At 70.7% G+C, this 23541-nt stretch carries 22 protein-coding genes and 1 pseudogene; 9 read left to right on the top strand and 14 right to left on the bottom strand.

Annotated features, from left to right (window positions below; all coding sequences use genetic code 11):
* The first annotated feature begins 22 nt into the window (after positions 1-22).
* From Tchl_RS05685 to Tchl_RS05700, 4 genes are all read left to right on the top strand, one after another.
* Positions 23-808 carry a thiazole synthase gene (locus Tchl_RS05685; RefSeq protein WP_075147545.1) on the top strand — a complete coding sequence of 262 codons (786 nt, stop codon included), beginning with the start codon at positions 23-25 and terminating at the stop codon, positions 806-808.
* Positions 809-813: 5 nt separating this feature from the next.
* Entirely contained in the window at positions 814-1554 is a 741-nt protein-coding gene (gene trmB, locus Tchl_RS05690) for a tRNA (guanosine(46)-N7)-methyltransferase TrmB (RefSeq protein ID WP_075149593.1), read from the top strand.
* A gap of 28 nt (positions 1555-1582) precedes the next feature.
* Complete coding sequence (gene sppA / locus Tchl_RS05695; RefSeq protein WP_075147546.1) at positions 1583-3430, top strand: signal peptide peptidase SppA; 1848 nt, start codon at positions 1583-1585, stop codon at positions 3428-3430.
* 106 nt (positions 3431-3536) lie between these two features.
* Positions 3537-4166, top strand: a complete 630-nt coding sequence (locus Tchl_RS05700; RefSeq protein ID WP_075147547.1) for a YbhB/YbcL family Raf kinase inhibitor-like protein — start codon at positions 3537-3539, stop codon at positions 4164-4166.
* A gap of 67 nt (positions 4167-4233) precedes the next feature.
* Here the strand turns inward: Tchl_RS05700 and ppk2 are convergent, their stop codons facing one another.
* The 12 genes and pseudogenes from ppk2 to Tchl_RS05760 form a co-directional block, all read right to left on the bottom strand.
* Positions 4234-5415, bottom strand: coding sequence for a polyphosphate kinase 2 (ppk2, locus tag Tchl_RS05705; RefSeq protein WP_083945165.1), 1182 nt, complete (start codon positions 5413-5415; stop codon positions 4234-4236).
* 193 nt (positions 5416-5608) lie between these two features.
* On the bottom strand, positions 5609-5902 hold the full coding sequence (locus Tchl_RS05710; protein ID WP_146060733.1) for a DUF3325 domain-containing protein: 294 nt from the start codon (positions 5900-5902) through the stop codon (positions 5609-5611).
* Positions 5899-7413, bottom strand: a complete 1515-nt coding sequence (locus Tchl_RS05715; RefSeq protein WP_075147549.1) for a PepSY-associated TM helix domain-containing protein — start codon at positions 7411-7413, stop codon at positions 5899-5901. Before Tchl_RS05715 ends, Tchl_RS05710 begins: the two co-directional genes overlap by 4 nt.
* On the bottom strand, positions 7410-7706 hold the full coding sequence (locus tag Tchl_RS05720) for a hypothetical protein (protein WP_075147550.1): 297 nt from the start codon (positions 7704-7706) through the stop codon (positions 7410-7412). Before Tchl_RS05720 ends, Tchl_RS05715 begins: the two co-directional genes overlap by 4 nt.
* 67 nt (positions 7707-7773) lie before the next feature.
* Positions 7774-10146: a TonB-dependent receptor gene (locus tag Tchl_RS05725; RefSeq protein WP_075147551.1), complete on the bottom strand. Its 2373-nt coding sequence runs from the start codon at positions 10144-10146 to the stop codon at positions 7774-7776.
* 297 nt (positions 10147-10443) lie between these two features.
* A complete protein-coding gene (locus Tchl_RS05730; RefSeq protein ID WP_075147552.1) occupies positions 10444-11466 on the bottom strand; it encodes a FecR domain-containing protein in 1023 nt (340 codons plus the stop codon).
* Positions 11467-11493: 27 nt separating this feature from the next.
* On the bottom strand, positions 11494-12036 hold the full coding sequence (locus Tchl_RS05735; RefSeq protein ID WP_083945166.1) for a sigma-70 family RNA polymerase sigma factor: 543 nt from the start codon (positions 12034-12036) through the stop codon (positions 11494-11496).
* Between the two features lie 112 nt (positions 12037-12148).
* Positions 12149-12414 (bottom strand): annotated as a pseudogene (locus Tchl_RS05740) (ATP-binding protein); the annotation flags it as partial.
* 77 nt (positions 12415-12491) lie between these two features.
* A complete protein-coding gene (gene hemW, locus Tchl_RS05745) occupies positions 12492-13709 on the bottom strand; it encodes a radical SAM family heme chaperone HemW (protein WP_075147554.1) in 1218 nt (405 codons plus the stop codon).
* Positions 13710-13791: 82 nt separating this feature from the next.
* Positions 13792-14397 (bottom strand): RdgB/HAM1 family non-canonical purine NTP pyrophosphatase, encoded by a 606-nt coding sequence (gene rdgB / locus Tchl_RS05750; RefSeq protein WP_075147555.1) that lies wholly within the window; start codon positions 14395-14397, stop codon positions 13792-13794.
* 97 nt (positions 14398-14494) lie between these two features.
* Positions 14495-15214, bottom strand: coding sequence for a ribonuclease PH (gene rph, locus Tchl_RS05755; RefSeq protein WP_075147556.1), 720 nt, complete (start codon positions 15212-15214; stop codon positions 14495-14497).
* A gap of 107 nt (positions 15215-15321) precedes the next feature.
* Complete coding sequence (locus Tchl_RS05760) at positions 15322-16293, bottom strand: serine/threonine-protein kinase (RefSeq protein WP_232311664.1); 972 nt, start codon at positions 16291-16293, stop codon at positions 15322-15324.
* Positions 16294-16355: 62 nt separating this feature from the next.
* On the opposite strand from Tchl_RS05760, the gene Tchl_RS05765 reads away from it, so the two are divergent.
* The 5 genes from Tchl_RS05765 to Tchl_RS05785 all read left to right on the top strand — a co-directional run bounded on the left by Tchl_RS05765 (position 16356) and on the right by Tchl_RS05785 (position 21900).
* Positions 16356-17222: a YicC/YloC family endoribonuclease gene (locus Tchl_RS05765; RefSeq protein WP_075147557.1), complete on the top strand. Its 867-nt coding sequence runs from the start codon at positions 16356-16358 to the stop codon at positions 17220-17222.
* A gap of 97 nt (positions 17223-17319) precedes the next feature.
* Positions 17320-17700 (top strand): DUF2946 domain-containing protein, encoded by a 381-nt coding sequence (locus tag Tchl_RS05770; RefSeq protein WP_075147558.1) that lies wholly within the window; start codon positions 17320-17322, stop codon positions 17698-17700.
* A gap of 171 nt (positions 17701-17871) precedes the next feature.
* On the top strand, positions 17872-20004 hold the full coding sequence (locus Tchl_RS05775; RefSeq protein WP_075147559.1) for a TonB-dependent receptor: 2133 nt from the start codon (positions 17872-17874) through the stop codon (positions 20002-20004).
* 31 nt (positions 20005-20035) lie between these two features.
* Complete coding sequence (locus Tchl_RS05780) at positions 20036-21268, top strand: exo-alpha-sialidase (protein WP_232311665.1); 1233 nt, start codon at positions 20036-20038, stop codon at positions 21266-21268.
* Entirely contained in the window at positions 21265-21900 is a 636-nt protein-coding gene (locus tag Tchl_RS05785; protein ID WP_232311666.1) for a TlpA family protein disulfide reductase, read from the top strand. Before Tchl_RS05780 ends, Tchl_RS05785 begins: the two co-directional genes overlap by 4 nt.
* On the opposite strand, the gene Tchl_RS05790 is transcribed toward Tchl_RS05785, so the two are convergent.
* Together Tchl_RS05790 and Tchl_RS05795 are read right to left on the bottom strand one after the other, a co-directional pair.
* Positions 21831-22649 carry an EcsC family protein gene (locus tag Tchl_RS05790; protein ID WP_075147561.1) on the bottom strand — a complete coding sequence of 273 codons (819 nt, stop codon included), beginning with the start codon at positions 22647-22649 and terminating at the stop codon, positions 21831-21833. The genes Tchl_RS05785 and Tchl_RS05790 overlap by 70 nt on opposite strands.
* A 157-nt stretch (positions 22650-22806) precedes the next feature.
* Positions 22807-23475: a DsbA family oxidoreductase gene (locus tag Tchl_RS05795; RefSeq protein WP_075147562.1), complete on the bottom strand. Its 669-nt coding sequence runs from the start codon at positions 23473-23475 to the stop codon at positions 22807-22809.
* Positions 23476-23541: the final 66 nt, after the last annotated feature.

A 23541-nucleotide genomic window follows, 5' to 3' on the forward strand; every position in this document is an offset into this window, starting at 1 on the left:
CAGAACCACACAGGCCCACATCATGAACGACTCCCTGGTCATCGCCGGCAAGGCCTACGCCTCGCGCCTGCTGGTCGGCACCGGCAAGTACAAGGACTTCGCCGAGACCCGCGAAGCGATCGACGCCAGCGGCGCCGAGATCGTCACCGTCGCCATCCGCCGCACCAACATCGGCCAGAACCCGGACGAGCCCAACCTGCTCGACGTCCTGCCGCCGGAAAAATTCACCCTCCTGCCCAACACCGCCGGCTGCTACAGCGCCGACGATGCGGTGCGCACGCTGCGCCTGGCGCGCGAGCTGCTCGATGGCCATGCCCTGGTCAAGCTCGAAGTGCTGGGTGACCCGAAGACCCTGTTCCCGAACATGCCGGAGACACTGAAGGCGGCCGAAACCCTGGTCCGGGACGGCTTCGAGGTCATGGTGTACTGCGCCGACGACCCCATCCAGGCGAAGATGCTCGAAGACATCGGCTGCGTCGCGGTGATGCCGCTGGCGTCGCTGATCGGCTCCGGCATGGGCATCCTCAACCCCTGGAACCTGCGCTTGATCATCGACAACGCCAAGGTGCCGGTGCTGGTCGATGCCGGCGTGGGCACCGCCTCGGACGCGGCGATCGCGATGGAGCTGGGCTGTGACGGCGTGCTGATGAACACCGCGATCGCCGCCGCCGGCGAGCCGGTGCGGATGGCGGGGGCGATGCGGAAGGCGGTCGAAGCCGGGCGCGACGCCTTCCTCGCCGGGCGTATGCCGCGCAAGTTCTACTCGGCCGACCCAAGCTCGCCGACGCAGGGGCTGATCGGTTCATGACGGGCATGCAAGACACGCAGCAAGCGGTCGCCGGGGTCGAGATCATCGGCCGCGACAGCCCCGAACACCGCTTCTCCAGCCGCAGCATCCGCAGCTTCGTGCTGCGCCAGGGGCGCATGTCCGAAGCCCAGCAGCGCTACCTCGACGACATGTTGCCGAAGATCGGCATCGACTATCGCGCCGCGCCGCTCGACCTGGACGAAGCTTTCGACCGCCGCGCGCCGAAGATCCTCGAGATCGGCTTCGGCATGGGCGAGACCACGGCGAAGATCGCCGCGGCGATGCCCGGCCACGACTTCCTCGGCATCGAGGTGCACACTCCCGGTGTCGGCGCGCTATGCAAGCTCGTCGCCGAAGGCGGCCTCGCCAACCTGCGCATCATCCAGCACGACGCGGTCGAGGTGATGCGCGACATGATCGCCGACGGTGCACTCGCCGGCGTGCATGTGTTCTTCCCCGACCCCTGGCGCAAGAAGCGCCACTTCAAGCGCCGCCTCATCCAGCCCGACTTCGTCGCCCTGGTTGCGCAGAAGCTCGCCCCCGGCGGCTACCTGCATTGCGCCACCGACTGGGAGGACTACGCCCACTGGATGCTCGAGGTGCTGTCGGCCGAGCCGGCGCTGGCCAATGCCGCGGAGGGCTTCGCGCCGCGGCCCGAGCACCGTCCGCTGACCAAGTTCGAAAACCGCGGCCTGCGCCTCGGCCACGGCGTGTGGGACCTCGTGTTCCGCCGCCGCGCCGGCTGAGCGGGCCGCCCACCGAGGACCGCCCGCCGTGCTGCGCGCCCTGTTCCGCTTCCTGTTTACCGCGCTGCGCACCTTCGTGCGCATGCTCGACCTGCTGCTGCGGGGCGCCTTCTATGCGCTGCTGATCTTCGCCATCGGCGCCGTGCTCGCCCTCTTCTTCCGTCCCGGTCCCGCGCTGGCGCCAGGCTCGGCGCTGGTGCTGCGCCCGGTGGGGACGATCGTCGAGCAGGCGGTGCTGGAGCCGCCGCTGGTGCTGCTGCGCGCCGGCGGCGCGCCGGCCGGGCAGGTGGCGCTCGCCGACCTGCTCGAGGCGGTGCGCAGTGCGCGTGACGACGAGCGCATCACCGCGCTGGTGATCGAGACCGACGAACTGCTCGGCGGCGGACTGTCCAAGCTCGCCGAACTGCGTGCCGCGATCCTCGACTTCAAGGCCTCGGGCAAGCCGGTGCTGGCGCGCGGCGAACGCTTCACCCAGGCGCAGTACTACCTCGCCTCGGCTGCCGACGAAGTGCACCTGGCGGCCGACGGTTTCGTCCTGCTGCGCGGGCTGGCGCGCTACGGCACCTACTTCAAGGGCGCGCTCGATACCCTCGGGATCAAGGTCCACGTGTTCCGCGTCGGCGAGTACAAGTCCTTCTCCGAGCCCTTCACCCGCAGCGACATGTCCGACGAGGACCGCGAATCCACCCGCGACCTGCTCGGCGGCCTGTGGCAGGTGATGCGCGACGACATCGCCGCCGGGCGCAAGCTCGCCCCCGAGGCGGTCGATGCCCACGTGCACGGCCTGCGCGCCGCGCTCGCCGCCAGCGGCGGCGATGCGGCACAGGCGGCGCTCGCCGCCGGCCTGGTCGATCGCTTCAGCAGCCGCGACGAATGGCGCGTGCGCCTGGTCGAAGCGGTGGGCACGGCGCCCGGCGGCAAGGAGGCGCGCAGCATCGACGCCGGCGACTACCTCGCCCTCATCGACCGGAAGGGCGCGGATGCCCGGGTCGCGGTGATCGTCGCCCAGGGCACCATCGTCGACGGCATGGAAGCCGGCGGCGTGGTCGCCGGCGACACCTTCGCCCGCCTGATCCGCGACGCGCGCGAGGACGAGCGGGTGAAGGCGGTGGTGCTGCGCATCGACAGCCCCGGCGGCAGCGCCTGGGCCTCCGAGCTGATCCGCCGCGAGCTCGAACTCACCCGCCGCGCAGGCAAGCCGGTGGTCGCCTCGATGAGCTCGGTGGCCGCTTCCGGCGGCTACTGGATCGCCACTGGCGCCGACGAGATCTGGGCGGCGCCGGCCACGGTCACCGGCTCGATCGGCATCTTCGGCCTGTTCCCGGAGTTTTCCGAACCTCTGCGCCGGCTCGGCATCGGTGTCGACGGGGTGGCCACCGCGCCGCTCGCCGGCGCGCTCGACCCGCGCCGCCCGCTCGACCCCGACGCCGCCGCGGCGATGCAGCTCGGCATCGAGCACGGCTACCGGCGCTTCCTGGAGACGGTGGCGAAGGCGCGCGACATGCGCGTCGCCGAAGTCGACGAAGTCGCCCGCGGCCGGGTGTGGACCGGCGCCGCGGCGGCCGAGCTGGGGCTCGTCGATCACCTCGGCGGGCTCACCGCGGCGGTTGCCGCCGCCGCCCGGCGCGCCGGCCTGGAGGACTACGAGCTGGTCTGGCCCGCTGCCGGTGAATCCATCGAGCAGCGCCTGCTGCGCCGGCTGATGCGCGCGGGCGAGCCGTTCGGCATCGATCTCGGTCGCGGCCTCGGCGGCCACGCCGCGAATCCGGGCGCATTCGCCCTGCTGTTCGGCCAGCTCCAGGCGTCGGCCGCCGGGCTGGCGCGCTGGAACGACCCGCAGCACCTGTACCTGCACTGCCTGTGCGAGGCGCCCTAGGCGGCCCGGTGCTGCGGCCCCGGCATCCCCTGCCGGGGATGGCGCGCGCAAGCGGATGCCGCCCCCGCATGAGGCAGTGAAGCTTTCAATTCGTGAGGAGAATGCCTTGAAACTGACCAGCCAGAGCTTCACCGACGGCGCCCCGATCCCGGGCGAATTCGCCTTCTGCATTCCGGCCGCAGAAGGCCGGGTGTGCCTCGGCGGCAACCGCAACCCCCACCTCGCCTGGTCCGACGTGCCCGCGGGGACGAAGTCCTTCGCCCTGATCTGCCACGACCCCGACGTCCCCAGCCGCGGCGACGACGTCAACCAGGAAGGGCGGACCATTCCCGCCAGCCTGGCGCGGGTGGACTTCCACCACTGGCTCCTCGTCGACCTCCCGGCCGAGCTGCGCGAAATCGCCGCCGGCCAGTTTTCCGACGACGTCACCCCCGGCGGCAAGCCCGGCCCGGCCGCCGCCCTCGGCGCGCGCCAGGGCGTCAACGACTTCACCCCCTGGTTCGCCGCCGACGAGACGATGAAAGGCGACTACCACGGCTACGACGGCCCCTGCCCGCCGTGGAACGACGAACGGCTCCACCACTACGTGTTCACCCTGTACGCCCTCGATGTGCCGCGCTGCCCGGTCGAAGGTCGCTTCACCGGCGCCGGGCTGCGCGCGGCGATCGCCGGCCACGTGCTCGCCGAGGCGAAGCTCACCGCCACCTACACGCTCAACTCGGCACTGGGCGGCTGAGCGCGGCGCGGCCGCGCCGGGGTGGATGTTGCTTGCGAGCCCGGCCGCTGCCCCCGGGCGGGCCGGCTCAAAGCAGCGCGGTCGCTTCCTTCTCGCCGCGCTCGTACACCACGTTGGCGCGTCCGACCAGCAGCGGGTCGAGGGGGCCGATGGCTTCGCTGTCCTTGTTGGCGTAGGGCAGCTTGTGCAGCACGTAGCGCATCGCGTTGAGCCGTGCGCGCTTCTTGCAGTCGGACTTGACCACGGTCCACGGCGCGTCGGCGGTGTCGGTGTAGAAGAACATCGCCTCTTTGGCCTTGGTGTAGTCGTCCCACTTGTTCAGCGAGGCGAGGTCGATCGGCGACAGCTTCCACTGCTTGAGCGGGTGCTTCTCGCGTTCCTTGAAACGCCGGCGCTGCTCCTCGCGGCTCACCGAGAACCAGAACTTGATCAGGTGGATGCCGCTGCGCACCAAGGTGCGCTCGAATTCCGGCGCCTGGCGCATGAACTCGTTGTATTCGTCGTTGCTGCAGAAGCCCATCACCCGTTCGACGCCGGCGCGGTTGTACCAGGAGCGGTCGAACAGGATGATTTCACCGGCGCTGGGCAGGTGCTGGATGTAGCGCTGGAAGTACCACTGGCCGCGTTCGGTTTCGGTCGGTTTCTCCAGCGCCACGACCTGCGCGCCGCGCGGGTTGAGATGCTCCATGAAGCGCTTGATGGTGCCGCCCTTGCCCGCCGCGTCGCGGCCCTCGAAGACGATCACCACCTTCTGCCCGGTTTCCTTGACCCAGGCCTGCAGCTTCAGCAGCTCGACCTGGAGGTGGTATTTGTGCTTCTCGTAGTTCTTGCGCGACATCAGGTTCTTGTACGGATAGCCGCCCACCCGCCAGTCGGGGGTGAGCTGGTCGTCCGGTGCTACCGGCATTTTCGGCGGCGGCTCCTCGCCGCGCAGGAGGGCCTCGCGCAGCACCGCGGCGTCGTCCGGCGAGGCGCCCGCGAGGATCGCCGCCAGCGTCTGGGTCAGGGAGTCGATGCCTTCGCTCGCGACACGGCGGACGATGTCGGACACCGCCACCGTCTTGGCGTCGCGCGCCGCGCCGACGGCCTGCTCGATCTCGAACCCGGCAATGCCTGCTGCGCTGTGTGCGGGGGCGATGTCGCCGGCGCGCGCAGGCCGGGTGGTTTCGGCCTCGCCGGCGTGGTTGCTGCGCACCGTTCGCTTGCGCGGGGCCGGGACGGCGGCGTCCTTCTTGTGCTCGGTCTGCATCGGGTCATCCTCCGTGGCGGTTATTTTTGTGTAGTGTCGCGCAAAAATGACAAAAGCACGATACCGGGGCGGCCCCAGGGCCATGCTCAGATCCGGCTGAGCCGAACCGTACCGAAGAGCCGATCAACACAACACGGAGGCCGATTGCCAGGGCAATCTAAACTTGATGGCACCCACAGGGTGAGTGAAAGGCTTAGGCCCGATGCCGCGTGCCGAGCAGCGCAAGCGTCCCGGCGACTGCGAGTACGCCCACTGTCAGCAGCCCGACCCACAGCACAAAGCCGATCGACCCGCCCCAGCCGGCGGCGCAGGGCGGCAGCGCGGCGCCGAGCAACACCCAGCCGGCAACGCGCGCGCAGTGGCGGGTGGTATCGTTCGGCGGCCTGCGGCCGAGCCGTTCATGGTGCTGTGGCATGGCCCAGGCGATGCCAGCCATGCCGGTCACGACGAGTGCCGTTGCCATAGCGAAGAGTGCGAGCCCGATCACGATTCCGCTCCCGCAAGTACCGGCTGCGCCGGGATGGCCGCCGGAAAGAAGCGCACGCAGACGAGTAGCAGCCCGCCACCGGCCAGCGCCGTCAGGTCAACGCCGAGGCGCAGGGCATCGATCGGTTGCAGTGCGGTTACGAAGTCGAGCGCAGGCAGCGCCAGCGCCAGCGCGGCGGCGAGAAGGAGTTGTTCGCGCCAGGTGCGGGCCGGGCCGTGGCCGCCGGACGCCGCGCCGCGCCACAGCGCGTGCAGCAGCGTCGCCGCCCAGACGACGAGAAAGCAGAGCACCTCGCGCCCGGCGCGTGCCTCCAGTTCCGCCGGCAGCAGCCGCGCCGCCCACAGGTAGGCGAGCAGCGCGACGCAGCCGCCGGCGACGCTGGCGACGCCGAGGGCCTCGATCAGCCGCTGCCCGCGCGCGTCGCCGACGCGCTGCCGGCGCTTGCGCTCGAAGAGGACGATGCCGGCGGCCATCATCGCCGCGCCGAGCAGGCCGGAGACGAAGTACAGCCAGCGCAGCGCCGGCCCGCCGTAATGGACGACGTGCAGGCCGACCTGGGCGCGGTAGGCGTAGGCCATCGCATTCCACTCGGTCTGCTGGCCGAAGACCTCGCCGGTAGCGGCGTCGAAGGTGACGTGGTCGGCCACCGCCGACAGCCGGTCGTCGACATGGCGCAGCGCCTGCACCAGTCCGCCGCGGTCGTCCGGGTGGCGCACCAGCAGGTTGCTGACCGTGCCGGTGCCGAGCAAGGCCTCGGCCGCCGCGAAATGGTCGACGAGCGGCTTCATCGCCGCGGCTTCCCCCGCCGGCTTGCGCGCGAAGGACTTCACCACCTCGGCGCGGTTGGCGCGCGCCTTGCCGTCGTAGAGCACATGGGTCGCCGCCGGCATGAAGGTCTCGGCGAGGATGACGACGCCGGTCCAGGTAATCATCAGCAGGAAGGGCAGCGTCGCCACGCCGGCCAGGTTGTGCGCGTCGAGCCAGGCGCGGCGGCGACCGGCCCACGGGCGGAAGGTGAAGAAGTCGCGCAGTATGCGGTGGTGTACGAGCACGCCGGAGACGATGGCGGCGAGCATGACGATGCCGACGGCGCCGACCAACCACTTGCCGGCCGTGCCGGCCATCAGCTCGGCATGGAACTCGTTGAAGAAGTGGCCGCCGTGCGTCGCGCGCGGGTTGAGCGGCCGGCCGCTGGCCGCGTCCAGCGTCTCCTCCGCGAGCTGGCGCGGGTCGCTGCCCCAGCCGATGCCGACGGTCGGCTCGCGTCCGTTCGGCAGGCGCACGCGCCACACCGCGGCGTCGGCCGCTACCTCGCGCAGGCGCGCTTCCGCACGCGCCACGGCCTCGCCGCGCGAGAACTGCGGCGCTGTCAGCTCCGGCTGCATCCAGTGGCTGACCTCGGGTTCGAAGACGGCGATGCTGCCGGCGACGAAGATCGGCACCAGCAGCCAGCCGAAGACGAGGCCGCCCCAGGCGTGCAGGCCGAGCAGGGCCTTGCCGATTGTGCTCATCGCCAGATTCCGGTGAAGGCGATGCCCGTGCACAGCACCGCCAGCCCGAATGGCCAGGCCAGCGCCCGCTGCGGCGTGTGCGCGACGAAGGCCCACAGCAGCGCGCCGAGGAAGGGCAGCGGCGCGATCTGGCCGGTGAAGTACCAGACCGTCGCCTTCGAGAACGGCAGCCAGGCACCGAGGGCAACGAACATCGCCCAGCACAGTGCGTACCCGCCGCCGGCGGCGGCTACGAGGCGGAGCGGCAGGTCGAGCCGCGCGAGGCGGCGGGCGGATGATGAAGCGGCGGTCACGGTTTCCTCCGTCAATGGAAAAGGGCGGCGCCTCGGCGCGCGGCCGATGGCGCTGCCAATGGGGAGGTTAGAATTTCCAGCTCAGGTCGAGGCGCACGTCGCGGCCCGGCTCGGCATAGCCGAGGATCGGTCCGTTGGGCACCTGTGCGCCATAGGTGGCCTGGTCGTAGAAGAACTTGTCGAACAGGTTGCGCACGCCGAGGGTCAGGCGCACCCGGTCCTTGCCCCATGGTTGCCAGTTGGCGTAGACGTCGTGCACCGTGTAGCCGTCCTTCCTCACATCGGTGGCGGCGTTGGACGGGCGGTAGCTGACGCTCTCGACGTGGCGCACATTCCAGCCGAGGTCGAGGTTCCACCCGGCGAAGGTGTAGCCGGTGCTGACCAGCCAGGTGCGGCCGAGTGTCGTGCCGAGGCTGAAGTCGCCGTCGCCGAGCTCGAAGCCGTTGAGCTCGGGCTTGGCGTCGGCAACCGACAGGCCGACGCGGGCGGTGCCGTTGCTCCAGCCGCCGCCCAGCTCGTAGCCGTGCGACCTGACCTTGCCAACGTTCTCGCGCGTGGCGGTGGCCGGCGGGCCAGCGCGGTAGACGAGGTTGATGTAGTCGTCGATGGTCATGCGGAAGACCGAGCCCTTGAACGACCACGGCCCCTGCGCGTAATTGAAGCCGAGCTCGACGTTGTTCGCCGTCTCCCCCTTGAGGCTGCCGACGTTGCGGTAGATCAGCGGGCCGGGGCCGTTGTCGATCATGAAGGCTTCCTTCAGCCCGGCACCACGCACGGTGCGCGAGGCACCGAGGCGGAAGCTGAGCGCGTCGGTGGCCTGTAGCGTCAGGCTGGCGTTCGGCGAGAAGCCGCTGCTGTCGAAGTCCTGGTCGTGGTTGTCCTCGTACGAGTACCAGTCGTAGCGGCCGCCGAGGCCGAACAGGAACATCGAGCCGAGCGGTATGCTTCCCTCGGCGAAGAGGCCGGTGACATCGCTCTCCTCCTTGCCGCTATTGCCGTTCATGCCCTTCTTGGCCGGGTTGATCGCCTCCAGGTCGCGGCGGTGGTGGTTGAGGCCGTAGCGCAGGTTGGCCGCACCGAGTTTCGAGTTCAGCGTCAGGTTCACGCCGGTGGCGTCGATGCGCTCGCCGTAGCGGTAGCCGATCGGCTTGCCGAAGACGGCGGTGGTGTTGGTGCGCTTGTTCGTCGTCTCGTCGGAGAAGAACGACAGCTCGGCTTGCGGCAGGCCGTTGCCGCCGGCGAAGCGGTAGCCCGCGGTGACCGTCTGCTGCTCCAGCTTCTGAGGCGTCGCCGGGCCGTTCACGATGCCCGGCATGTGCGGTCGCAGGAAGCGGACGCCCTCGTCCTCCAGCCACTGGTAGCTGGCGAACAGCTTATGTCCCGGCGTCAGCTCATAGCTCAGCTTGGCCAGCTGGGTGTCCTGCGTCGAGCCGCTGTTTCTCTGTGTGTGGCCGCGGCCGTCCTCGTAGTCATCGGTCCGGGTGCGCTTGCCGTGCACGAGAAAGTCGAGGCCACCGCCCGGCGCGCCATAGACCGTCAGGCCGCCGCGCCAGCCATCGTTTGACGAGGCGCCGCCGCTCAGCATGGTGCCGAAGGACTGGCCCGGACGCAGCAGGTCGGCCGCGTCCTTGGTCGTCATCCGCACCGAGCCGGCGAGGCCGCCGGGGCTGACGCTGGAAACCGTGCCGCCCTTGTCGAGCTCGATGCGCTTGAGCAGCTCCGGCTCGATCAGCACCCGTCCCTGGTGGTGGAAAATGTTGCCGCCTTGCGGCACGCCGTCGAGGGTGACGGTGAGCAGCGTGTCCTCGATCTCACGCACGTAGATCTTCTGCGCGACCGTCGCGCCGCCGCCGCCGACGGCGACCCCGGTCTCGTTCTGCAGCGCCTCTCGCGTGTCACGCGGCGCACGGGCGGCGATGTCCTCGGCCGACACGGTGGAGGTGGTGTCGCTGTAGGCCTGCTCGCCGATGACCGTGACGATACCCAAGGCAATTGGCGTTGGCCCAGCGGCGCCGCCCGACACCTCCCGCAGTACGAACTGCCCCTGCGCGTTCGGCACCGCCTGCAACCCGGTGCCGGCCAGCAAGGCATCCAGCGCCGCCTGGGTGCCGAAGGTGCCGTGCGCGCCGGGGCTGGTCCTGCCCTGCACCTGTTCCGGCGTGGCGGCGAGCAAAGCGCCGGATTCCCTGGCGAAGCGCGCCAGCGCCTCGCCGAGCGGGCCGGACGGGATGTCGTAGGCGCGCCTCTCCTGTGTCGGCTGGGCTCGTTCCGCCGCGGGCGTGGTGCTCTGCGCCAGGGCGGCGGGCTGCCAGGCGGCCAGCAGGCCGCCGAGCAGGGCCGCCGCGATGCGCGTTGGGCGCGGACTGTGGCTCGCGCGAGCGCTCGGGTTGGGTGCTTCGGATGCGGTCGCGCGGGCGGCATGGGATGGACAACGGGGCATGGTGGACGCTCTTCCTCGGACAAGTGGGTTGACGAACTCGGTCACACCGTCTCGCCCGCCGGACCGGACCGGAGCGTCCAGCGGCTGGCGCGGACAGGGAATGGTTGCGGACGAGGTCGTGACCTCTCACCCCCTTAATCGAATAAGCGGCAAAAACGATGAACCGCTTTTCGGAAGAAGTACGAGAAGTTTTCTCAAGAGGCCGGGAGCGCGCCGCTCGGCCACGCGCGAGTGAGCGGCGTCAGCGGGCGGGCGCGGCGAAGCGTGGCGGTTCACCTGCGGGCGGCGCGACCGCGTTCAGCGGCCGGTGGCGGCCTGACCCTTGGGCTCGATGCTGATCCACCACGGCAGCGGGCGGCGTACCTGGATGGGCATGACGGTTGCCAGCATGGCCAGCGCCTGCGCGGGGTCGTTGGCCGGGTAGCTGCCAAACACACGCAGCGCGGCCAGCTCGGGGGCGAGGCCCAGGTGGCCTGGGTGATGCCGGCGCAGTTCCGCTACCACCTCGGCCAGCGGGATGTTTTGGGCGATGAGCACGCCACGGGTCCAGGCCTCGCGGGCGGGGTCGGCCGGCCCAGTGGCGGAGATGCCGTCGACGGTAAAGCGCACCTGCTCCCCGGCCCCGACGATGGTGGTGGCACCAGTGCGGGGTTGCACCTCCACTGCTTCCTCATGCACGGTGAGGGTGGTTTGCGCATCGTCCTCCAGGCGCACGGTAAAGCGCGTGCCGAGTGCACGCAGCCTGCCCTGGGCCGTCTCGATATGGAAGGGGCGTTGCAGTGGGTCGCTGCCGGTGTGAATGAGGATTTCGCCGCGCACCAGATGCAGCAGGCGCTGGCCCGGCTGGTAGTCCTGGTTGAAGGCGCTGACGGCGTTGAGCCAGATGCGGGTGCCGTCGGCCAGCGTGATCTCGCGCACCTCGCCGGTGCCGGTGCGGTAGTCGGCCATCCACGCCAGGGTGATGCCGGGTAGCGCAGTGTGGCGCCAGGTGGCCCAGCCGAGCAGGCCCGTACTGGCCAGCGTGGCGATGCCCACCAGCACCTGCCGGCGCTGCCCCCGGGGGTTGCTGGCCTGCTGGTAGGCGCAGGCCGCGAGGCGCGGCTCAGGGCTGGACTTGATGGGTGAGAGGCGGCGGCTGAGGGTTTCGACGTAGCCCCAGGCCTGGCGGTGCTCGTCCGACGCAGAGAGCCAGTCTTCCCAGAGGCGGCGGTCGGCGGCGGTGGCCTCGCCCGACAACAGCAGGGCGAACCATTCGGCGGCCTGCTCCAGCACCCGATGCGAGGGCCCGGGCGGAAGCGGCTTGAGGGGTGCGGTGGTCACGATGGGGCCAGGGCGCGGACCGTGTCGTCAGGCAACGACGGGAATGGGCGTCGCATCGCACGGCGCGAATCCGCCGTGGGGCAGCGCTTCCACTGCCTGCTGTGCTTCGAGGCGCAGGCAGTGCAGCGTGGCCTTGGCCACATACTTGGCCACCATGCGCACCGAAACGCCCAGCTCCAGGGCGACTTCCCTGTACGTCATGTCGCAGGCCACGGCCATCACGAAGGCCTGGGCGGCCCTGGGAGGCAGGCTGCGCAGCAGGGTGTCGATCTCGTAGAGGGTTTCGAGCACGATGGACTGGTGCTCGGCCGAGGGCGCCACGGCCTCGGGCTGGGCGGCGAGCGTGTCGAGCCAGGCCTGTTCGATGCTGCGGCGGCGCCAGAGGTCGATGCACAGGCCGTTGGCCATGCTGCGCAGATAGCCGCGGGCCTCCGGCGCGCTGTCGAAGCGGCGCGGCTTGTCGATCAAACGGATGAAAGCGTCGTGCGCGAGGTCCGCCGCGTCGGCGGCGTTGCCTAAACGGCGGCCGAGCCACGCCTGCAGCCAGGTATGGTGGTCGATGTAGAGCATTGCGATGGTGGGAGAGGACGCAGAGTCCGGTGCGTTCACAGCCAGCCCTCAATCTGCACGATGGCCAAAGTCACTACATGCAGGCTAGGATGTCAATGGGAATCATTCGCGATTATCCGCGATTCTGCCTGCCGGGGCAACGGTGATGGAACACCCGGGTTGAGCCGGTGGTCGGCACGATGTGTGCGTGATGCAGCAATCGATCCAGTCGCGCCGCCGTGAGCGTCGCGTCCTGGGCGAAGGCACTATCCCACTGCCCGAACCAGACTGCTGGTCACGATCAGGCTACCCCGCTCGTAGCGCGACGCAATCACCTGAGAGGAACAGATTGGCCCGCTCGTGCACCATCGGCGGGTAGCCGATCTTGTCGACGATCAGAGGCGGTAGGGGTTGATCGCCCGCTGCATCATGTTTTTGAGCTGGTTCTGCTCATTTTTGGGATATTTCACAAACTCTCAGCCCCGCAGGAACTCCTGCAACAACTCGTTCAGGAAGCGCTGCCCCTGCACGGTCGGGCGCAAGCGGCCATCGGTGGTGTCGAGCAGCCCGCGCTCGCGGGCACGCACCAGCTCCTCGGCGATCCCCTCCAGCGCCAGCCCGGTGCGCGCGGCGAACAGCTGCGCCGGCACGCCTTCGCTGAGGCGCAGTGCGTTCATCATGAATTCGAACGGCAGCTCGGCCGTCGTCACTTTGCGCGCCTCCTGGATGAAGTCGCCGCGTGCGGCGCCTTCGAGGTAGCGCGCGGGGTGCTTGTGACGCATCTCGCGGCGGATGCCTTCGTGGCTGGAGAGCTTGCCGTGGGCGCCGGGGCCGAGGCCGAGGTAGTCGCCGAAGGTCCAGTAGTTGAGGTTGTGCCGGCTGTGCTCGTGGGGGCGGGCGAAGGCGGAGGTCTCATAGTGCTCGAACCCGGCGGCGGCGAGGCGCGCTTCGATCGCTTCCTGCATGTCGGCGGCGCTGTCGTCGTCGGGCAGCGGCGGCGGGTGGCGGGCGAAGGGGGTGTTGGGTTCGAGGGTGAGGTGGTAGCAGGACAGGTGGTGCACGCCGCAAGCGATCGCGGTCTCGAGGTCGGCGAGCGCCATGCCCGGGGTCTGCCCGGGGAGGGCGTACATCAGGTCGAGATTGACGCGCTCGAAGTGGCTGGTGGCGGCATCGATCGCGCGCCGCGCCTCGCTGCCGTCGTGGATGCGGCCGATGCGGGCGAGCAGGGCGTCGTCGAAGCTCTGGATGCCGAGCGACAGGCGATTGACGCCGGCGGCGCGGTAGTCGCGGAAGCGGGCGGCTTCGACGGTGCCGGGGTTGGCTTCGAGGGTGATCTCGGCGAGGGGGTCGAGCGGCAGCAGCATGCGGATGCCGCCGAGCAGGGCGTCGAGCGTGGCCGCCGACATCAGGCTGGGGGTACCGCCGCCGATGAACACGCTCAGCACCCGCCGCCCCCACACCTGCGGCAGCGCCGCCTGCAGGTCGGCGAGCACCGCGTCGAGCCAGGCGCGCTCGGGAATGCCGCCGCTGCGCGGGGTGTGCGAGTTGAAGTCGCAATAGGGGCACTTCTTCACGCACCAGGGGAAATGCACGTACAGCGCCAGCGGCGGCGGAGCCGTGAGCTGCGCGCGCGCAGGGAGGGACGTGGCGGGCGTGGCGGCGGGGGCGAGGGGAATGATGCGGCGGGTGGTCACGGTGGCGGAGGCGGGACGAAAAGCGTGGGGGGCGGAGCTGGGGCCGGGTGGGGCCGGGTGGGGCCGGCGCGGCGGACGGCGCTTACAGCGGGTGGCTGCGCAGGCGATCGAGGAGGTGGCGCATCGCCGCGCCGCGGTGGCTGAGGGTGTTCTTCAGCGCGGCGTCGAGTTCGGCGGCGGTCTGTTCCAGTTCGGGCAGCCAGAACAGCGGATCGTAGCCGAAGCCGCCGTCGCCGCGCGCGGCCGGGAGGATCTGGCCGTGCCATTCGCCGTCGGCGATCAGCGGGCGCGGGTCGTCGGCGTGGCGCACCAGCACCACCGCGGAATAGAAGTAGGCGCGGCGCTGCTCCGGCGCGGGGAAGGCGGCGAGGCGTTCGAGCAGGAGGGCGTTGTTGCGCGCGTCGGACTTGGGGTCGCCGGCAAAGCGTGCCGAGTGCACGCCGGGCGCGCCGCCGAGCGCTTCGACGCACAGCCCGGAGTCGTCGGCGACCGCCGCCAGGCCGGTGGCGGCGGCGGCGTGGCGGGCCTTGGCGAGCGCGTTTTCGACGAAGGTGGGGTGCGGCTCTTCCGCTTCGCCGACGCCGAACACCGATTGCGGGATGACTTCGATGCCGAGGGGGGCGAGCAGGGCCCGCATTTCGGCGGCCTTCTTGGCATTGTTGCTGGCGAGGACGAGGCGGGTGGGCATGGCGGGGCTCCGGTGCGGCACCCGGTGCGGAGGCCGGGCGCGGGTTGGGCGTGAATGGCGATGCGGTCGGGTGGGACCGGGTGCGACGGTGGCAGGTTCAGCCGCCGTGCACGGCGGCGCGCTGCAGTTCGAACAGGTGGCGGCCGCCGAGTTCGGCCAGATCGAGCAGGGCGTCGAGCTCGGCGCGCGAAAACGCCGCGCCTTCGGCGGTGCCCTGCACTTCGATGAGGCCGCCGCCCTCGGTCATCACCACGTTCATGTCGGTGTCGCAGGCCGAGTCTTCGGCGTAGTCGAGGTCGAGCACCGGCACGCCGTCGTGGATGCCGACCGACACCGCGGCGACGAATTCACGCATCGGGTTGCGCGCGAGCTTGCCGGCGGCGACGAGGCCGACGAGGGCGTCATGCACCGCGACGCAGGCGCCGGTGATGGCGGCGGTGCGGGTGCCGCCGTCGGCCTGGAGGACGTCGCAGTCGATGACGATCTGGCGTTCGCCGAGCGCGGCGAGGTCGACCACCGCGCGCAGGCTGCGCCCGATCAGGCGCTGGATTTCCTGGGTGCGGCCGCTCTGCTTGCCCTTGGCGGCCTCGCGCGCGCTGCGGGTATGGGTGGCGCGCGGCAGCATGCCGTACTCGGCGGTGAGCCAGCCCTGGCCCTTGCCGCGGAGGAAGGCGGGCACGCTGTCCTCGACGCTGGCGGTGCACAGCACGCGGGTGGCGCCGAATTCGACCAGCACCGAGCCTTCGGCGTGGCAGGTGAAGCCGCGGGTGAGGCGGACGGGGCGGAGTTCGTCGGGCTGGCGCTGGCTGGGTCGCATGAAGGTTCCTGTGCTGAGAGGGGGATGGAGGGGGAGCGATGAGATCGGCCGGGGCCGTTGCTGGCCGGTCTGGTATTTCCGGCAAGGTGGGGCATGGCCGGTCCCGGTCAGTGGTGGCGGGGCCGGGCCTTGAGGAGCCCGCGCAGCACACCGGGCCAGGATGCGCGCGCCGGCGCAGCGGGCGGGGGGCGCAGTGCCTTTTGCAGCGCAGGGACGCTTTGCGGGCGGGCCAGGGGGTCGAGCTGCAGGCAGTGGTCCACGAGCTCGAGCAGGTCGGCGCTGTAGCCGCCGGCCCGGGTCCGCGCCAGCGGCACGAGGGAATCCGTCCGGCGGCGCTCGTCGGCGCGCGGCGGAACGGCGCCGGCGAGCGTGGCGTAGAGGCTCGCGCCGACGCCGTAGATGTCGGTCCAGGGGCCTAGGGGCGCGCCGCGGTGGTGCTGTTCGGGGGCGGCGAAGCCGGGGGTGAAGATCGGTTCGAGCACGGCCTGGTCGGCGTGCAGGATCCGGCGCGCGGCGCCGAAATCGAGCAGCACCGGGGTGCCGTCGGTGCGCAGGTGGATGTTCGTCGGCTTGAGGTCGAGATGCAGCAGCCGGTGCGCATGGACTTCGCGCAGGCCGTTGAGCAGGCGTGCGAACAGCGTGCGGACGAAGGCTTCGGGCAGGGCGCCGCGGTGGTGGCGACTGGTGTCGTGCAGGGTGCGGCCGTGCTCGAAGCGCATCACCATATAAACGGTGCCGTTGGCGCGGAAGAAGTTGAGCACCCGGGTCACGTTGGGATGGTCGAGCCGGGCCAGTGCGCGCCCTTCCTCGAAAAAGCACTTCATGCCGCGGAAGAAGACCGCGCGCTGGGCGTCCGTCACCCGTGGCTCGATCTCGCCGGCGTCGCGCTGCACCAGCGCGCCCGGCAGGTATTCCTTGACTGCGACCGGGGTGCCGGTCTCGTCGTGGGCCAGGTAGACGGTCGAAAAGCCGCCCCGCGACAGCGGGCGTTCGATGCGGTAGCGCTCGAGCGCGAAGCCCGCCGGCAGCGGGCTGGCTTGAGACGGGGTCTTCGGGGGCGCTAGAATCGCGGTCTTCACAGCTTCCTTCCTGAATCGGACCCCAGTGTAAACGATCACGCCGGGTTCCCGGAGACCCCCCGATGATCCACAGCATGACCGGCTTCGCGGTGCAGAACCGCGACCTGGGCAGCGTCAGCCTCCACCTCGAGCTGCGCAGCGTCAATTCCCGCTACCTCGATCTCGGCTTTCGCATCGTCGACGACCTGCGCCAGGCCGAGCCGGCGATCCGCGAGCGCCTGGCCGCGCGCCTCGGCCGGGGCAAGGTGGAGTGCCGGCTGAACCTGCAGGCTGGGCACGGTACCGCGCGCGGGCTGGCGCTCAACACCGCCCTCCTCGACCAGCTCGCCGAGGCAGAGGCCGGCTTGCGCACGCGCTTTGCCGATGCCGCGCCGCTGTCGGTGCATGAGCTGCTGCGCTGGCCGGGCATGCTCGCCGACGACAGCCTCGGCTTCGACGAGATGCTGCCGGCGATCGTCGCCCTCACCGAGGCCGCGCTCGACGAACTGGTCGCCAGCCGCCGCCGCGAAGGCGACAAGCTCGCCGCCATGATCCGCGAGCGCGTCGTGCGGATGCGCGAGCTGGTCGCCGTCGCCACCCCGCGCATGCCGGCGGTGGTGCTCGAATACCAGGAGCGCCTCACCGCCAAGCTGCGCGACGCGGTCGCCAGCCTGGACGAGGACCGCATCCGTCAGGAAGTCGCGCTCTACGCCCAGCGCATCGACGTCGCCGAAGAGCTCTCCCGCCTCGTCACCCATCTCGACGAGGTCGAACGCATCCTCAAGGCTGGCGGTGCCGCCGGCAAACGCCTCGACTTCCTGATGCAGGAACTCAACCGCGAGGCCAACACCCTGGCCTCGAAGTCCCCCGCCACCGACATCACCGCGATTGCGATGGAAATGAAGGTGCTGATCGAGCAGATGCGCGAGCAGGTGCAGAACATCGAGTGATGTTTCTCCGCCGCGCTTTTCATTTCCCTTCCCGTTGCGACACGAAGCATTGCCATTTCCCTTCCCGTTGCGACACGAAGCATTGCGTGGCCGTCCAATGATGACCGCCTCCGCCCGCACGCTCACCGCCTGGATCGCGACCTTCGCGATGCTGGTCGCCACGCTCGCGCCGGCGTTGTCGCAAGCGGCCTATCGCGCCTCGGGCGACGCGATGTGGCTGGAGATCTGCACTGCCTACGGCATCGAGCACGTCGCCGGCGCAGGCGGTGCGCAGGATCCGGCCGACGATGCGGAGCGCCCGGTCAAGCCCTGCGTCTTCTGCAGCCTGTTCGCCAGCGCGCTGCCCGCGCCCTGGGGCGCGGCGGGCGTGCCGGCGGCGCAGGGCGGGGACGTCGTCGCCGCGTTCACCCTCCACGCGCCACGGCCCCGTCTGCCGTGGGCCGCCTCCCGTCCACGCGCACCGCCCGCGTACGCCTGAGTCTCTGGCTACAGCCGTGCCCACGGCTGCCGCGGGGGCTCCTCCATTCATCGGTTAACCCGAGTCGATCGACCCGGCGGGCGCGCGCGCCCGCCCCCCGATGTCGATGCGCAGACGCTGCCGGCGGCGTGGCCCCGGTGCGTGCCCGCGCATCCAGGAAAGGAGTACAGCGTGAAATACCAGCAGCTTGCCGCCCTGAGCGCGGCCCTCGGCGCCGCGTTCGCCGCCGCCGCCGAAACCCTGCCCGTGCTGGGCGAAGTCAGCGTCACCGCGACGCGCGAGGCGCGCCCGCTCGGCGAGACCCCGGCCACGGTGTCTGCAGTGAAGGAGCAGACCCTCGCCGCGACCCGCCCGGCGCACCCGAAGGAAGTGCTCAACCAGGTTCCCGGAGTGTGGATCAGCAACCTGTCGGGCGAAGGCCACTCCACCGCGATCCGCCAGCCGCTGACCACCGCCGCGGTCTATCTCTATCTGGAAGACGGCATTCCGACGCGCTCGACCGGCTTCTTCAACCACAACGCGCTGTACGAGATCAACGTGCCGCAGTCGGGCGGGCTGGAAGTCTCCAAAGGCCCGGGCAGCGCGCTGTACGGTTCGGACGCGATCGGCGGCACGATCAACGTGCTCACGCGCACGCCGCCTTCCGGGCCCGAGTTCGAGCTCGGCGGCGAGGCCGGCGCGCACGGCTGGGGCCGGGTGCTGGCGAGCGGCGGCGACGCCGATGCGGACGACGCCTGGCGCGCCAGCCTGAACCTGACCCACAGCGATGGCTGGCAGCGCGACGCCGGCTACGACCGCCGCGCCGGCACCCTGCGCTGGGACCGCGCGCTGGCCGACGACGCGCTGCTGAAGACCGTGCTGTCCTTTTCCAGCGTCGACCAGCAGCACGTCGGCAGCCTGAACCGGGCCGAGTTCCACCACGCGCCGCGCAGCAACAACATTCCGTTCTCCTTCCGCGAAGTCGAGGCCTTCCGCCTGTCGACCGCCTTCGAGCGTGAGACTGCCACCACCCTGCTGTCGGTGACGCCGTACTTCCGCGACAACCGGATGAAGATCATCCCGAGCTGGACGGTCAGCTACGACCCCAACCGTTACCTGACCGAGAACCAGTCCTTCGGCTTCCTGAGCAAGTACCGGATGGATTTCGCGCCGCTGCGCGCGCGCCTCATCGCCGGCTTCGATGTCGACTACAGCCCCGGCTCGCGCGACGAGGATTCGATCGCCCTGACGCGCACGACCAACGCCTTCGGCGGCACCTCCTACCGCCTCGACCGTGCCGTGGCGGCGGTGCAGATCTATCGCTACGACGTCACTTTCCGCGCCCTCTCGCCTTATCTCCACGGCGAAATCTCGCCCCTCGAGCGTCTGCGCGTCACTGCCGGAGTGCGTTACGACGACATGCAATATGACTACACGAACAAGTTCAACGGCGGTGCGGCCGGCGCCACCCAGGGGGTGGCGGGACCTTTCCCGGGGAACGGCTGGTACGGCCACGCCGCCAGCACCAAGGTCGGCTACCACCACCTCAGCCCGAAGCTGGGCGCCACCTGGGCGTTCACCGAGCAGCTGAGCGGCTTCGTGTCCTACAGCAACGCCTTCCGTGCGCCCTCCGAAAGCCAGGTCTTCCGCGGCAGCCGCGAGTCCAGCGCGGCGCGCGCGCAGGCCCAGGCCGAATCGCTGCTGAAGCTCAAACCGGTCGTCGTCGATAGTTTCGAGACCGGCTTGCGCGGCCATGCGGGCGGCCTCAGCTACGAACTGTCCCTTTATCACATGACCAAGAAGGACGACATCGTCAGCTTCCAGGACCCGCTCACCAACCAGCGCACCGCGGTCAATGCCGGCGAGACCCTGCACCGCGGTGTTGAGGCCGGCCTCGGCCTGGCGCTGGCGCGCGACTGGCGGCTCGACGCCAGCCTGTCCTACGCCAAGCATACGTACGAAACCTGGGTCGTGTCGGGCACGGCCGATTTCAGCGGCAAGGAGATGGAAACCGCCCCGCGCCTGCTCGCCAACACCCGCCTGAGCTACGCGCCGGCGGCAATGAACGGCGGGCGCGTGCAGCTCGAATGGTTCCGCCTCGGCAGCTACTGGCGCGACGCCGCCAACACCAGCAAGTACGACGGCCACGACCTCTTCAACCTGCGCGCGAGCGTCCCCTTCGCCAAGGGCTTCGAGGCCTACGCCAGCGTCACCAACCTGTTCGACCGTCGCCACGCCGAGACTTCGGGCCTGTCGAGCGGTGCAGCCAGTTACACCGCCGGCCTGCCGCGCACCGTCTATGCCGGCCTGCAGGCGAAATGGTGAGGATGGAAATGGCGATTTATCAGGAGCAAGGATGATGAAAAGGATGTTGTGGTCATGGGGGCGCCGGGTGTGCGGCGCCGTGCTTGCGTTGGGCATCGTGGGCGCCGCCGCCGCGCATGGCGGGCATGTGGCAACGGACAAGCCGGTAATGGAAAAAGCGGTGGCGGACAAGCCGGCGAAGGCGGCGCGGCCCGAACTCGGCACCAGCGCCGCGATCGCGCCCGACGGCAGCTGGTACGCGGTCGCCAGCCGCGACGGCCATGTCGTGCTCCACCGCAGCACCGACGCCGGCCAGCACTGGGTCGAAGCGGCGGTGGTCAACCGCGTCCCGGAGGCGATCGCGGCCGACGGTGAGAACCGGCCGCAGCTCGCCTTCGCCGCCGACGGCGCGGTGCTGGTGTCGTGGGCGCGCCGTTTCGAGGAGCGTTTCACCGGCGACGTCCGCTTCGCGCGCGCTGCCGACGGCCTGCACTTCGACGAGCCGGTGACCGTGCATCGTGACCGCAGCATCGTCGGCCACAGCTTCAATGCGATGCGGGTGATGAGCGACGGCCAGGTGGTGCTTGCCTGGATCGACGGCCGTGACGGTGCCGCAGCCAGGCGCGAGGGCGGCGACTACCGCGGCTCGGCGATCTATGCCGCGCTGTCCGATGACGGCGGACGCAGCTTCCGGCCCGAAGTGAAGCTCGTCGACCACAGCTGCCAGTGCTGCCGGCTGGCGCTGACCGAGGACGTCGACGGCGCGCCGCTGCTGCTGTGGCGCCACGTTTTCGCGCCCAACGAGCGTGATCACGCGCTCGCCCGTGTCGACGCCGACGGCGCTGCGGCGCCGCTTGTGCGCGCAACCTTCGACCGCTGGCAGATCGATGCCTGCCCGCACCATGGCCCGGCGCTGGCGGTCGCCGCCGACGGCAGCCGCCATGCAGTGTGGTTCAACCAGCGCGCGGGCGCGGGGCGGGTGTTCTACGGCCGCCTCAGCGCCGGCGCGGTCGAAGGCCAGCGCGCGGTCGGCGGGCCGCGCGCCGCGCATGCCGACATCGCCCTTGCCGGTGTGCGCCTTGCCATCGTGTGGAAGGAATTCGACGGCGAGCGCACCCGGCTTTTCGCCGAACTCTCCGACGATGGCGGGCGCAGCTTCCGCAGCCAGGAACTGGCCGCCACCGCGGGTGCGTCCGACCAGCCGCGCCTGTTGCGCCGGGGCGAGACCCTGTTCGCGTTCTGGCGCACCGCCGATGAAGGCATGAAGGGGTATGCACTGCGATGAAGACGAACCACCTGAGGAAAAATGCGGTAGCCGTGCTGGCTGCCGTGTTCGCCGCCGTGCTGCTGGGCTGGGCGACGCCGGCCGCGGCGGACACGATGACGGCGAGCGTGCCCGCCGCGGCGGGTGCCGCTGCGATGCCTCCCACCGCACCGGCTTTCGTCAGCCTCGATGCGGCCGGCGCGCGCCGCCTCGTCGCCCCCGCCGCCCACCGCGCGCCGACCATCCTGGCGCTGTGGTCGGCCGAGTGCGTGCATTGCAAGAAGAACCTCGCCCTGTTCGCGGCGATGGCGCAGGCCGAGCCCGGCCTGCGCCTGATCACGCTCGCCGTGGAACCGGCCGAGCCGCAGCTGGGCGCGATCCTCGAGCGTTTCGGCGTGCCCGGCGAGCGTTTTGCCTATGGCGATGAGGCCCCTGAGCGCCTGGCCTTCGCCATCGATCCCGACTGGCGCGGCGAACTGCCGCGCACGCTGTTCTTCGACGGTCGCGGTGGGGCAGTGGCGGTATCGGGCGTGCTCGGCGAGGCGCGGGTGCGCGAGCTGCTCGGCCTGGGCGCGGCGGGGCCTCAGGGCCGCGGTGCGCCCCTGCCTGCATCCAGCGCCCGCCACGCGGCGCGCACCGCGTCCGCACCGTAGCGGCGTTCGAGCCGGCGCACGGTGAAGTGGCCGCGGCTGACGTCCTGGAAGTGGTTCATGAACATCAGGTTGATCGCCGCGCCCGCGGCGGCGCCGATGCCCGGCACCAGCATGCCGGCGGCCTTCTGCGTGAGCTGGACCTTGTAGCGCGCGGCGACGAGGGTGATCAGGCGCACCAGCGCGGGCGCGCCCTCGGCGCTCAGGCCCTTTTCGGCGAGATGGCGGGCGGCCTCGCTGACGCCGGTGGCGAGCGCTGCGCGCACCGCGTAGTAGCCGGCATCGGCGGCGTCGTCGCTGCGCGCGGGGCCGCCGAGGGCGAACACTTCGAGCGCCGCCAGGCGTGCGCCGGGGGCGGTGATGTCCTCGCCCTCGGCGCGCGCGATGTCGAGGATGGCGCGCATGATCAGCACCGTCGACAGCGGAATTTCCACCGTCAGCCCGGCGAGGCCGAAGGCGCCGCCGGCGCCGCCGCTGACCGAGCCGAGCAGCTTGTGCAGGCGCGGCGAGGCGCTGTCCGCTTCCGCCTTCAGCGTTTTTGCCGCCGTGGCGAGCGCGCGCAGCAGGGCGTCATGGGCGAGCGCGCCGACGCGGGCGCGCCAGGCCTGCGGCAGGCGGGCGAGGCCGCGTTCGAGCGGGCTGCCGATGAAGCCGCTCAGGCGCGCGGCGAGGCTGGGGTTGTCCAGCAGCCAGCGCGCCCGGGCGAGGGCTTCGAGGTCGTCGGCAGTGAGCATGGGCGGAGTGGCGTTCATCCTGGACCGGGGGAAGGCACGGCGGCGATTGCGGCTTCCGGTGATTTTTTAGCGGGGCTTTCGCGCGGATCGCGGTGGCGGAGCCGAACAGGCGGTCCCGCTCGCCTGTGTTCAGACGCGGGTTCGGGGGCCGGTGTTCCCACCCCCGGCGGCAGGCTCAGGACGGCTTGCCCGTCTGCAGCGACTGCAGGATCGCCGCCCCCAGCACCGCCGCCGATTGTGCGCCGGACAGCGCCAGTTTGCGGTTGAGGATGAAAAAGGGCACGCCGTCGATGCCCTGCCGGCGCACGCCCTCGGCCATGCGCCCGACCTTGTCGATGTCCGCCTTGCCGACGAGGTAGGCGGCCACTGCGTCGCGGCGGTCGCCGCAGGCGGCGGCAAGGTCGGCCAGCGTGTCCGCATCGCCGATGTCCCGCCCTTCCTGGAAATGGGCGGCGAACAAGGCCTGGGCCAGCGCCTGGATGTGGGCCGGCTTGCGCCCCGCGGCCTGCGCCCGGTACATCAGGCGGTGGGCGTCGAGGGTGTTGGGGCGGGTCTGGATGCGCTCGAAGGCGTAGTGCAAGCCGTCCATCGCGGCGGCCTCGCGCACGCTGTCGAGCACCGCCTCGGCCTTGATCGGGCCGCCGAACTTGGCGTCGAGGAAGGCGCGGTAGGGCTCGCCCGCCGCCGGCGTGTCCGGGTTGAGGAAAAAGGGCAGCCAGTTCACCCGGACTTCGAGGTCGGGGCGGCTGGCGCGGAGTTCGGCGAGGGCATGGTCGAGGCGGGTCTTGCCGAGGAAGCACCAGGGGCAGACGAAGTCGGAAACGAGGTCGATGTCGAGGATCATGGCGAAGGTCGGGAGGCGGGAGGGGGCGGCTACCGTGCGGGAAGGTGGTGCACCCGCGGGCGGCGG

The organism is Thauera chlorobenzoica, assembly GCF_001922305.1.
Classification (GTDB): Bacteria; Pseudomonadota; Gammaproteobacteria; order Burkholderiales; family Rhodocyclaceae; genus Thauera; species Thauera chlorobenzoica.